The organism is Sphingomonas sp. (assembly GCF_035998645.1).
In the GTDB taxonomy this organism is placed as follows: domain Bacteria; phylum Pseudomonadota; class Alphaproteobacteria; order Sphingomonadales; family Sphingomonadaceae; genus Sphingomonas.
In genome coordinates, this window is the sequence record NZ_DASYHL010000002.1 from 639,708 (window position 1) to 651,649 (window position 11,942).

Consider the following 11,942-nt stretch of genomic DNA (forward strand, 5'->3'; position numbering starts at 1 on the left):
GGCATGCTCTGGTAATTTCAAAATTTGCAGAGACTCAAGTATCCCGCGGGGCGCAGGTGCGCCGCCCGCGCAGGGGACTACGTCCGGCACGGTCGAGGGCTATGCCTCTTCGGTGTTCGAAACGATCACGCCCCGGCTCGTTCTCAGTGCCACATCTCCCAATGCGACGTGGAATGGCAATCTGACCCGGTGCGGCGCGGCGGCAGGGATATCAGGAAAGCGGATCTGCCTTCCTGAATCAGATCACGGCGGCGGTCGCGACGTTCTGCCGCGCGTACGGCACCGAAGCAGGGACCTGACGCGCGCCGGGCATCGCGCATGTTCCATATTTGTTCGATCCGCGCTAGAGCAGGTGCATGTCCGAACCGAGCGTCCGAAAGATCATCCATATCGACATGGATGCCTTTTTCGCATCGGTCGAACAGCGCGACGCGCCGGAGCTGCGCGGGAAGCCGGTTGCGGTCGGCTCGCCCGCGGCGCGGGGCGTCGTCGCCGCGGCGAGCTATGAGGCGCGCGCATTCGGCGTGCGCTCCGCCCTGCCATCGGTGACGGCGCTGCGGCGCTGTCCCGAACTGATCTTCGTGCGGCCGCGGTTCGAAGTCTATCGCGCCGTCTCCGCCCAGATCCACGCGATCTTCGCCGACTATACCGACCTGATCCAGCCGCTCTCGCTCGACGAGGCCTATCTCGATGTGACCGACGATCGCCGGGGGCTGCAGACGGCCTGGGCGACGGCGAAGGAAATCCGCGCGCGCATCCATGAAGAGACGGGGCTGACCGCCTCGGCCGGCATCTCGTACAACAAGTTCCTCGCCAAGCTCGCGTCGGACCATCGCAAGCCCAACGGACAGTTCGCGGTGACGCCGGACATGGGCGCCGCCTGGGTCGAGCAGCTGCCGGTCGCCAAGTTCCACGGCGTCGGCCCGGTGACCGCCGCCAAGATGAAGCGCCTCGGCATCGAAACCGGTGCCGACCTCAAGGCGCAATCGATCGCGGTGCTGGCGCGTCATTTCGGCAGCGCCGCCGACTGGTATTACGGCATCGCGCGCGGGATCGACGCGCGCCCGGTGAACCCCAGCCGCGAGCGCAAGTCTTCCGGCTCGGAAACGACCTTCAACCGCGACCTCACCGATCCGGCGGAGATCGAGGCCGGTGTCCTCAAAATGGCCGATGATGTCGCCGCATGGTGCGCCAAGCGTCAGCAGTTCGGCCGGACCGTCACCGTCAAGGCGAAGTTCGCCGATTTCCGGCAGGTGACCCGCAGCCGCACCCAGCCGCAGTCGGTGCGCGACCCGGCAGACCTGCGCGCGACCGCGATCGACCTGATCCGCTCGCTCTATCCGCTCGACATCGGCATCCGCCTGGTCGGGGTGACGGTGTCGAATTTCGAAAATAGCGACGCGGCGATGCCCCTGTTCACCAGCGCGCCGGACGCGGAATAGCCGCGCGCGAGGGCTTCGCCCCACGCCTCACCCGGTCCCAAACAAGTCGCTTACCGGGGTGCCCTTCTCAGTCATGAAAAGATATTCACACTCGTGATAGTGAATATTGACAGGACCTCTGCCCCGCGACATATTCGCTCCAGCAAATCGACGCATGATCGATGGCATCGAGGAGAGGTAAGGATGAGGGCAAGGCTTCTGGCGACCGCATGTGCGGTTGCGGTGTTCACGGTTCCGATGTCCGCTGCGGCGCAGGACACCCCGGCGCGCGACGAGACGACCGCCGACAGCGCCCAGGAAGTGGTCGTCACCGCGACCCGCCGCGCCGAGCGCATCCAGGACGTTCCGCTCAGCATCAGCGCCTTTCAGCAGGAAGAACTGACCGAGAAGGGGATCGTCGGATTCGAGGGGATTGCCCGCGAAACCCCGGGCGTCGTGCTCAACCGCCCGACCCAGAATTTCAACAATTTCACCGCACGCGGCATCGCCACCAACGGCTATAACGCGAACCTGCAAAGCTCGGTCGCGGTCTATGTCGACGAGCTGCCGATCTCGACCATCGGCAACACCACCGTGGTCGACCCGACGCTGTTCGACGTTGAGCGGGTCGAGTTCCTGCGCGGGCCGCAGGGGACGCTGTTCGGCTCCGGCTCGCTGTCCGGCGCGATGCGCATCCTGACCAAGAGCCCCAATCTCAGCTCCTTCGACATGGCCGGGCAGGTCGATCTCGGCCTCACCGGTTCGGACAGCGTGCGCCAGCGCTACAATGTGATGGTCAACCTGCCGATCGTCAGCGACACGCTCGCGGTCCGCGCGGTCGGCTTCTACCGCAACGAAGACGGCTATCTCGACAATGTCGGCACCGGCGTCGAGAATTCGAACAAGCTGGTCAACTGGGGCGGGCGCGTCATCGCGCTGTGGAAGCCGAACGACCGGCTGTCGGTGCGGGTGATGGGCTCCTACGAGGACAGCGATCCCAAGGACAGCTCGCTCACCAGCCCGTCGCTGGGGCGTGAAAAGCGCGTGTCGGACCAGCCCGACCGCTTCACCGGCAAGCAGACGATCATCAACGGCACGGTCGAATATGAGTTCGACTTCGCCCGGCTGACCAGCTCGTCGACCTATTCGGACTTCGACCAGCGCTTCTATGTCGATCTTGCCGGTACCTTCGCGCCCGGCTCCTTCCCCGGCGCACCGATCGCGTTCGGGCTCGACGCCGACGCCTATGACAAGGTGTTCGTGCAGGAGACGCGGCTGGTGTCCTCGCTCGATGGCCCGTTCGAATTCACCATCGGCGGATTCTATATGAACCGCCGCCGCGACGTGGATTATTTCTACCGATCGAACCCGCAATTCCTCGCGGCGCGCGGCCTGGCCGGACTCCCGGATCAGTATTTCCAGAAGCTCTATACGTACCAGAAGAGCGACGAGCTCGCCGGCTTTGGCGAACTGACCTACCGCTTCTCGCCCAAATTCTGGCTGACCGGCGGGATGCGCTATGGTCGCACCTCGGCGCAGGGCTTCACCGAAGCGGGCGGTTATCTCGCATCCGCGTTTGGGTTCACCTATTACGACTATGCGCTGCTGGGCATTCCGGTGACGTTCAATACCTTCACCCCCTACGCCGCCGTCACTGGCGTCAAGGCGACCGGGTCCGCCCCGTCATGGAAGGCCAGCGCAACGTGGAAGCCGAGTGAATCGCTCACCACCTACGCCACCTTCTCGACCGGCTTCCGCGCGCCAATCGTCAATGCCCGTGCGGGTTCCGTCAGCCTGACCGACGCGAACGACATCATCATCCCCTATGGCGCGGAATCGGACGATCTCAAAAGCTATGAGGTCGGCGCAAAGGCGCGCTGGCTCGATGGGCGCGTGTCGGTCAACGCCGCGCTCTACCTGATCGACTGGAGCAACATCCAGGCCCAGGCCAACCGCCGGTCGGACTCGGTTCAGTTCGCCACCAATATCGGCGCGGCGCGCAGCAAGGGGTTTGAGGTCGAGATCGGCGTAATCCCCGCCAAGGACGTCTTCATCGGCCTGAACGCCGCGTATAACGACTCCAAGATCACGAAGCTGTCGGCGACCGAGGCGACGGTCTCGGGCGCGGTGCTGGGCCATCGCCTGTCGGCCCCGCGGCTTCAGGGCGCGGCGTACATCTCCTACGGCTTCGACCTTGGCACCGCGCGCGGCAGCTTTGCGGTCAACGCGCAATATGTGGGATCGTACAACAGCTCGTTCCCCAACACGCCGGGCAACCCGAACCTGCGCCTGTCGACCTTTGGCCAGACCGATGAATATGTGAACGTGAACCTCAATCTCGGGGTCAAGAAGGGGTCGCTCTCGGCCGCGCTCTATCTTGAGAACGTGTTCGACGATCACTCGATCACCTATATCCACCCCGAGGCGTTTCTGGTGAGCCGCTTCGGCACGCTGCGCCCGCGCACCGTGGGGATCCGTCTTGGCTACGGCCTCTGATGCGATGACGGCCGGCGGCAAGGCCGGCCGTCCGTCACCTGCGAACCGGCCCTGGTTCGTGCTGGTCACGCTCACCTTCGTCTACATCCTCAACTTCCTCGACCGGCAGCTGATCGGCATTCTCGCCAAGCCGATTCAGGATTCGCTGGGGGTGAGCGACACCCAGCTCGGGCTGATCGGCGGCCTCTATTTCGCGATGTTCTATTGCTTCATCGCGATCCCCGTCGGCTGGTTCGCCGACCGCACCAGCCGCGTCGGCGTGCTCAGCCTCGCCTGCGCGATCTGGAGCGGCGCGACCGTCGCGTGCGGCATGGCGGCCAACTATACCCAGCTGGTGATCGCGCGCATGACCGTCGGGTTCGGCGAGGCGGGCGGCGTGCCGCCATCCTATGCGATCATCACCGACACCTATCCTCCGGGCAAGCGCGCGGCGGCGCTCGGCATCTTTAATCTTGGTCCCGCGATCGGTGCCGCCGCCGGAGTCGCGTTTGGCGCGGCGATCGCTGAACATTATGGCTGGCGGCTGCCCTTCATCATCGTCGGCGCGGTCGGCGTGGTCACCGCGCTGTTCGTGTGGCTGACGATCCGTGAACCGCAAAAGGGCGCGATGGACGGCGCACGGGCGGCGGGCGCATCGGACAAGGCGCCGTTCTGGCCCACCGTCGGCGCATTCCTGTCCAACCCGGTGCTGATGCTCGCGGCACTGGGCAGCGGCGCGACCCAGTTCGTCACTTACGGCCTCGGCAATTTCGCAGTCCTCTATCTGATGCGCGAGAAGGGCATGGTGCTCGGCGATGTCGCGGTCTGGTACGCGCTCGTCCTGCTGATCGGCATGGGCGGCGGCATGGTCATTTCCGGCCGGGTGATCGACGCGATGACGCGCAAGGCCCGCAGCGGCTATGCGGTCGCTCCGGCCGTATCGCTCGCCATCGCGATGCCCTTCTATATCGGCTTCGTCTGGGCACCCGCCTGGCCGCTCGCACTGGCGCTGCTCGCGGTGGTGATGGTGTTCAACTATTTCTACCTCTCGGCCTCGGTCGCGTTGGTGCAGGAAGAGGTGAAGCCCAATCAACGCGTGCTGTCGGGCGCGCTGCTGCTGCTCATCATGAACTTTATCGGCCTTGGCCTTGGCCCGACCTGGGTCGGCTTTGCCAGCGACTGGTTCAAGGCGCAGGGCGATATGCAGAGCCTGCAGAGCGCGCTCTACACGCTCACGCCCTTCTACCTGATCGCGATCGGCCTGTTCGTTGCGCTCGCGCGGCGGCTCAAGCGGGAAGGGGCGGCGGCATGAAGTGGCTGATCGCATTCCTCGCGTTCGCCTTGGGCAGCCCCGCGATCGCCCAGGCACCACAGGTCACCGCTCCGGCCGGCACGGTCGAGGGCGTGCAGCAGGGCGGCGTCCGCATCTTCCGCGGCATCCCCTATGCACAAGCCCCGGTCGGCCCGCTGCGCTGGAAACCGCCGGTCGCGGCGGCGGACTGGCAGGGGGTGCGCAAGGCGACCGCGTTCGGCCCCGCCTGCGTCCAACCGCGCAACCGCAATGCCGGCATCTACACCAACCCGCTCGACACGGTCAGCGAGGATTGCCTGACGCTCAACATCTGGGCGCCTCCGGGCGGTAAGGATCTGCCCGTGTTCGTGTGGATTCACGGCGGCGCGCTGGTCGCGGGCTACAGCCACGAAACCATGTATGACGGCGCACGGCTGGCGCAGCGCGGCAACATGATCGTCGTGTCGATCAACTATCGGCTCGGCATCCTCGGCTATCTCGCGCATCCCGAACTGAGCGCGGAATCGCAGGACGGCGTGTCGGGCAATTACGGCCTGCTCGATCAGATCGCGGCGCTGAACTGGGTTCAGCGCAATATCGCGGCATTCGGCGGAAATGCCGGCAACGTCACCATCGCGGGCGAATCCGCCGGCGCGCTCAGCGTCATGTACCTGATGGCCAGCCCGCGCCCGCAGGGCCTGTTCCACAAGGCGGTCGCGCAGAGCGCATACATGATCACCACGCCCGAGCTGAAACAGGGCAAGCACGGCCTGCCCTCGGCCGAAACGGCGGGCAGCCAGATCATGGCCGCAGTCGGCGCGAGCGACCTCGCCGGATTGCGCGCAATGGACGCCGAAAAGCTGACCGTGGACGCCGCGACCAAGGGCTATGGCCCCTGGGCCACCGTCGATGGCACGACCCTGACGCGCCAGCTGGTCGCGACGTGGGACCATGGCGAACAGGCCAAGGTGCCGGTGCTCGCCGGGTTCAATTCGGGCGAAATCCGCTCGCTCCCCGTCCTGCTCCCGCCCGCGCCCGCCAATGCCGAGGCATATGAGGCAGCGATCCGCGCACGCTATGGCGACCTCGCCGACCCGTTCCTGCGGCTATATCCCGCGAGCAACATCAAGGAAGCGATGCTCGCGAACACCCGCGACGCGCTCTACGGCTGGACCTCCACCCGGCTCGCGATCGGGCAGACCGCGATCGGCCAGAGCGCCTATCTCTATCTGTTCGATCACGGTTACCCCGCCGCTGCGGAGTACGGCCTGCACGCCTTCCACGCCGCCGAAATCCCCTATGTCTTCGGCACCGCCAGCCGCACGCCGCCCTATTGGCCGAAGGTCCCCGATGACGTGACCAACCGTCGCCTGTCGGATGCGATGCTGGGCTATTGGGCGAGCTTCGCGCGCTCGGGCACGCCGGTCGCGGACGGGCAACCGGCCTGGGAAGCCTATGGCAAGGCCGCCAATTACATGGCGTTCGCGGGCAAGCCGCTTCCCGGCACGCGGCTGATGCCGGGCATGTTCGCGCTGCACGAAGCGGCGGTATGTCGCCGCCGCGCGGCAGGCGATCAGCCATGGAACTGGAACACCGGCGTCGCCTCGCCGGTCCTCAACAAGGCGACGGGTTGCCGATGATCGACGGAAGCATGCAGGATTATCCGCTGACGCTGGACAAGTTCCTGCACCACGCCGCCAAATGGCACGCCGGTGCCGAGGTGATCACCGCGCGCGAAGGCGGCGGGATCGAGCGGATCGGCTATGCCGCGCTTCGGACACGCGCGCTCGCCATCTCGTCGCTGCTGGGCGGCTTCGGGGTACGACAGGGTGCGCGGGTCGCGACGCTCGCATGGAACAGCCAGGCGCATGTCGAGGCATGGTACGCGATCATGGGCATGGGCGCGGTCTGCCACACGCTCAACCCGCGCCTCACCGCGCAGCAACTCGCCGACATGGTCGTGCAGTCGGGGGCAGAGCTGCTGATCGTCAGCGCCGACCTCCAGCCGCTCGCGCGTGCGATTGTCGAGCGGGTGCCGGGTCTGTCGCTGATGCTGGTGATCGACGGTGCACCAGATGCTGAGTCAGCGACATGCGCCGTCACCGCGCTCGAACCGCTGATCGCAACCGCGCCCGGCGGCACAGTGTGGGGCGACTTCCCCGAGACCGCACCATGCGGCCTGTGCTTCACCTCCGGCACCACCGGCGCGCCCAAGGGCGTCACCTACACCCACCGCGCCAGCTTCCTCCACACGCTGCGCTGCCTGCAGGCCGATGTCATGGCGATCCGTGCCAGCGACAGCGTGCTGGTAGTCGTGCCGATGTTCCACGCCAACGCCTGGGGCCTGCCCTTCGCGCTCCCCGCAGCGGGCGGGCGACTGGTGCTGCCCGGACGCCACACCGACGGGGCCAGCCTCGCCCGGCTGATCGCGGCGGCTGACGTGACAATCGGCGTCGCGGTCCCGACCGTGTGGCTGGGCGTCGCCGAGCATCTCGAGGCGACCGGTGAGACTCTGCCCAGCCTTCAGCGGATCATCGTCGGCGGCTCCCCGCTCGCGCCCGCGCTGATGGAGCGGATCGAACGCGTGCTCGGCGTGACCGTGCAGACCAGCTGGGGGATGACCGAGCTCTCGCCCTCCGGCACCGTCGCCCCACCGCACGATCCGCAGCGGACGGCGGCGGTCTCCGGGCGGCCCGCGATCGGCGTCGATCTGTTGCTGACCGATGCGGACGGCGTGCCGCTGGCTCAACAGCGCGATACCGAAGGCCATCTGCGCGTGCGCGGCGCTGCGGTGGTCGATCGCTATTTCGGCCATGACGCACCCGCCACCGACGCCGATGGTTGGTTCGCGACAGGCGACCTCGCGCGCATCGACGCGCACGGCAACCTCATCATCACCGGCCGCGCCAAGGATCTGATCAAGTCCGGCGGCGAGTGGATCAACCCGGCGGAGATCGAGGCGGTGGTCGGCGCACTGCCACAGGTATCGCTCGCCGCGGTGATCGGCCGCCAGGACGCGAAATGGGGCGAACGCCCGCTGCTGCTGGTCGAGATGCAGGACGATGCGCTCAGCGATGACGAGCTGCTCGCGCCCCTGCGCGGTCGTGTCGCATCCTGGTGGATTCCCGACGCGATCGTCCGCCTTCCCGCGATGCCGCTCGCCCCGACGGGCAAAATCGACAAGAATAGCTTGCGGTCTCAATATGGAAGCGCTTGAGACCTTGTTCGACCCGGCGTGCGGCGATGCGATCGCGTCCGGGCAACAGGGGAATGAACGCCCAGTGCCAGAACAGACGCCCGAAAAGCCCAAGCCCCGCCGCCGCTCGACCAAGGCCGAACAGCGCGCCGACACGATGGAGCAGATGCTCGACGAGGCGGAATATCTGTTCTCGAAGCACGGGCTGCACGGCGTCACGCTCAAGGACGTGGCCAAGCGCGTCGGCGTCCACCACACGCTGCTCAACTATTATTTCGAGGACAAAAAGAAGCTGTTCGACGCGGTCTTCGCCCGCCGCGCGGTGGTGACCAGCGAAAAGCGGCTCAAGGCATTGAACGATTACGACGCCGCAACCGGTGGCAAGCCGACGCTGGAAGGCGCGCTCCATGCGTTTCTCGACACCGATCTCGACCTGTATATCGAGGGCGGCGAGGGCTGGAAGAATTACGGCGCGCTCGGCGCACTCGTCGCGAACACGCCCGAATGGGGCGCCGACCTGATGGACGCGCATTTCGACCCGGTCGTGCTGCGCCTGATCGAGCTGCTCAAAAAGGCGCTGCCCGATTGCGCGGAAGAAGACATTTTCTGGGGCTATCACTTCGTCACCGGCGCGCTGATGGTCACGCTCGCGCGCACCGGCCGCATCGACAAGCTGTCGGGCGGGCTGTGCCGGTCGAACGACTTCGCGGCGATCAAGGACCGCATGGCCGTGTTCATGGCCGCGGGCTTCCGCCAGATTTGCGATAGCGGCGGGCGCGGCCGGCCCGACTAGCGGTGCCGCGTCGTATCGCCTAACTACAGCCAAGACATTCACTCACGCGTTAGCGAATTCATGGGAGATCATTTGATGGCGCTCGAAGGACGGATTGCAATCGTCACCGGTGCAGGCGGTGGCCTCGGCCGCGCGCACGCGCTGTATCTCGCGGGCAAGGGCGCGCGCGTGGTCGTCAACGACCTCAGCGAAGACGCGGCGCAGCGCGTCGCCACCGAAATCGGGGCGCAGGGCGGCAAGGCGCTCGCGCTCGCCGGATCGGTCACCGATGAATGGGCGGTCTCCAACATCGTCGCCTCGACGATGGACGCGTGGGGCCGGGTCGATATCCTCGTCAACAATGCCGGCATCCTGCGCGACAAGAGCTTCGCCAAGATGAGCATGGACGAATTCCGCCTCGTCGTGGACGTCCACCTGATGGGTGCCGCGATTGCTAGCAAGGCGGTGTGGGAGATCATGCGCGGCCAGAACTATGGCCGCATCGTCATGACGACCTCGTCCTCGGGTCTCTACGGCAATTTCGGTCAGGCCAACTATGGTGCTGCCAAAATGGCGCTGGTCGGCCTGATGCAGACGCTCGCGATCGAGGGCGAGAAATACGGCATTCGTGTCAACTGCCTTGCCCCGACCGCGGCGACGGGGATGACCGAGGGCGTGCTGTCGGAGGCCAGCCTCGCCGCGCTCGACCCCGCATTGGTCAGCCCGGGCCTGCTCGCACTGGTGGGTGCGGACGCGCCGACCCGCGCGATCCTGTGCGCCGGCGCCGGGCATTTCGCGACCGCCAATGTCACGCTGACCGAAGGCGTTCAGATTGGCAGCGGCGCCGATGCAGGCGAGCAACTCGCCGCGCGCTGGGCGCAGGCGGCGGATCGCACGGGCGAGATCGTCCCGGCCTATGGCTTCACTCAGGCCGAGCGTGAGCTGGAAGCCGCCGGGGTCAACGCGCCAGCGGTGGCGGTCGCGCGCTGAATCGGCGGTCTTGCCGACCCCGGATAGCGCCAGATTGACCCAGCCGGGACGCGGCGTTCCGCTTGCCGATGTCCCGCCCACCGCCCCACGCCGCCTGTGCGATCGGGGCGGGGGAGGGGCGCCTTGGTCACCCCTTGATCGTCACCATCGCGACCGGCTTGTCCTTGGTCGTCGGGTTGGACGCGTTGCCCTTGGGCGGCTTCTCCGCCTTGGGTTTGCGGACTTCGCGGTTCGACTTCTTCTGGCTCTTGGCCATGACCTGTTCCTTCGCGGGCATAGCGCCCGGGGAACAGCCTAGGCGCTGTGCAGCGCGCTGGCTTGCGAATTCGCGTTGCGATCCCGGGTCAGTGGATCGCGCGCTCGGTCAGCAGCGTCGCCTTGCCGTCGGCCCATGCGATCTCCATCGCGGGGTCCTTGGGCTTCCCTGGCGCGAACAGCTCATACAGGATTCGCCCGTCCTCGACCTGTCGGCTCTCGATCACCCGTTCGGGCGTAAAGGCGTCGGCGGTGGCAGCAGCGGCGGCGCGGACCGGGGCAGGGGCCGCTTCCCATGCGATGTCACGCTGCACCTCGACCGCCTTCAGCGAGCCGTCGGGCTGCACGAGCATGTCGATCTCGACCTCACTGCCGTCCGGCCGCGTGCCTTCGACATCGTAATAAGTCCGCCCGTCGCGGTCCTTGCGCTCGGCTTCCGCGATCCGCATCCCCGGCACCGTCACCTCCGCCAGTTCGGCGACGCCCGTCGGCAATTCAGTCGCCGCGACGTTGCTGATCGCCGTCTCCGGCCCCTCGGCCAGCACGCCATTTGCGGGCGCGGCATCGTTACCGGCAGGCGAGCATGCGGCGAGCGCAATCAGGGGCAGGGCTAGCAAGCGCATCGCGTCACTCCGACAGATGTTACCGGTGTCATAGTGCGCGCCTCCGGCAACTGGCGCAAGGTCAGGCAGTGACGATCCGCCCGTCGATCGCCCCCGCCTCGCGCCGCCGCGCGTCAAATCGCTGCCACGCGCGCTCATGAAAGAAGAATGCGACCGCGTTGATGCACGGCTCGATCAGCGCGATCCCGCCAGCGAGGGCAATCGAGCCGGTAAAGGCATAGGCGACGCTGAACCCGACCGTCAGGTGGATCGACAGATAGGTGAACGTCTTGGTCAGATCGCGCGACATGGGCGGCATCCTGTGAAGCAATGCCGCCCATATGGTGGTTGGGGAAATCGATCTGAAACGCGAAGAAACGGCCTCAGTGATCGCCCCGCTCGATCAGCGGCTGTTTTCCATGCGCGCATCGTCGGCGTCATCGATCGCGTCGGCCTTGGCCTCGCCCGCCTCTTCGACATTGTCGGCCTGCTGCTCCAGCGCCTCTTCCATCGTCTCGTTGGGGGCCATGTCGGCCTGTTCCTCGAGATTGTCGGCCATCGCCTCGGCATTGGCCTCGACATTATCCGCCGCGCGGTCGTCTGCGCCGCCGCAAGCGGCCAGTGCGAACAGCCCGGCGCCAGCCAGCGCCGCCTTGAACATCGATTTCATGCAAATTCCTCCTGTTGATGCCGCGCATCAATGAGCGGAGGGCGAAGCGGTTCCACGCGAACCGCAGACGCGGCCCCGCAACCTTCAGTTCGGATTGGGGAAAATGGTGCTGCCGGTGAGGATTGAACTCACGACCTCAGCCTTACCAAGGATGCGCTCTACCACTGAGCTACGGCAGCACTCGGCGCGGGCGGAAGGTCCGTTCCACGCTGGGAGGCGGCCCTTTCGCGCGGGAGCGGGCCATTGTCAAGGCGCAGTGGCCCGGTTTAT

At 66.4% G+C, this 11,942-nt stretch carries 11 protein-coding genes and 1 tRNA gene; 7 read left to right on the forward strand and 5 right to left on the reverse strand.

What is annotated here, in order from left to right:
• Window positions 1-356 precede the first annotated feature (356 nt).
• The 7 genes from dinB to VGN66_RS03375 all read left to right on the forward strand — a co-directional run bounded on the left by dinB (window position 357) and on the right by VGN66_RS03375 (window position 10,145).
• Window positions 357-1,442 (forward strand): DNA polymerase IV, encoded by a 1,086-nt coding sequence (gene dinB, locus VGN66_RS03345; protein WP_327517419.1) that lies wholly within the window; start codon window positions 357-359, stop codon window positions 1,440-1,442.
• 183 nt (window positions 1,443-1,625) lie between these two features.
• Window positions 1,626-3,917: a TonB-dependent receptor gene (locus tag VGN66_RS03350; RefSeq protein WP_327517420.1), complete on the forward strand. Its 2,292-nt coding sequence runs from the start codon at window positions 1,626-1,628 to the stop codon at window positions 3,915-3,917.
• Window positions 3,901-5,208 (forward strand): MFS transporter, encoded by a 1,308-nt coding sequence (locus VGN66_RS03355; RefSeq protein ID WP_327517421.1) that lies wholly within the window; start codon window positions 3,901-3,903, stop codon window positions 5,206-5,208. The genes VGN66_RS03350 and VGN66_RS03355 overlap by 17 nt, the downstream gene beginning before the upstream one ends.
• Window positions 5,205-6,827: a carboxylesterase/lipase family protein gene (locus VGN66_RS03360; protein WP_327517422.1), complete on the forward strand. Its 1,623-nt coding sequence runs from the start codon at window positions 5,205-5,207 to the stop codon at window positions 6,825-6,827. The genes VGN66_RS03355 and VGN66_RS03360 overlap by 4 nt, the downstream gene beginning before the upstream one ends.
• On the forward strand, window positions 6,824-8,404 hold the full coding sequence (locus VGN66_RS03365; protein ID WP_327517423.1) for an AMP-binding protein: 1,581 nt from the start codon (window positions 6,824-6,826) through the stop codon (window positions 8,402-8,404). Before VGN66_RS03360 ends, VGN66_RS03365 begins: the two co-directional genes overlap by 4 nt.
• Entirely contained in the window at window positions 8,391-9,176 is a 786-nt protein-coding gene (locus tag VGN66_RS03370) for a TetR/AcrR family transcriptional regulator (protein WP_327517424.1), read from the forward strand. The genes VGN66_RS03365 and VGN66_RS03370 overlap by 14 nt, the downstream gene beginning before the upstream one ends.
• A gap of 75 nt (window positions 9,177-9,251) precedes the next feature.
• Window positions 9,252-10,145, forward strand: a complete 894-nt coding sequence (locus VGN66_RS03375) for an SDR family NAD(P)-dependent oxidoreductase (protein WP_327517425.1) — start codon at window positions 9,252-9,254, stop codon at window positions 10,143-10,145.
• A 127-nt stretch (window positions 10,146-10,272) separates the two neighbouring features.
• Here VGN66_RS03375 and VGN66_RS03380 read toward each other — a convergent pair whose 3' ends face one another.
• The 5 genes from VGN66_RS03380 to VGN66_RS03400 form a co-directional block, all read right to left on the reverse strand.
• On the reverse strand, window positions 10,273-10,401 hold the full coding sequence (locus VGN66_RS03380) for a hypothetical protein (RefSeq protein WP_263622528.1): 129 nt from the start codon (window positions 10,399-10,401) through the stop codon (window positions 10,273-10,275).
• An 88-nt stretch (window positions 10,402-10,489) separates the two neighbouring features.
• Entirely contained in the window at window positions 10,490-11,023 is a 534-nt protein-coding gene (locus VGN66_RS03385) for a hypothetical protein (RefSeq protein WP_327517426.1), read from the reverse strand.
• 61 nt (window positions 11,024-11,084) lie between these two features.
• A complete protein-coding gene (locus VGN66_RS03390) occupies window positions 11,085-11,312 on the reverse strand; it encodes a DUF2061 domain-containing protein (RefSeq protein ID WP_327517427.1) in 228 nt (75 codons plus the stop codon).
• A gap of 93 nt (window positions 11,313-11,405) precedes the next feature.
• Entirely contained in the window at window positions 11,406-11,672 is a 267-nt protein-coding gene (locus tag VGN66_RS03395) for a hypothetical protein (protein WP_327517428.1), read from the reverse strand.
• Window positions 11,673-11,776: 104 nt separating this feature from the next.
• Window positions 11,777-11,851, reverse strand: a tRNA-Thr gene (locus VGN66_RS03400).
• Window positions 11,852-11,942 lie beyond the last annotated feature (91 nt).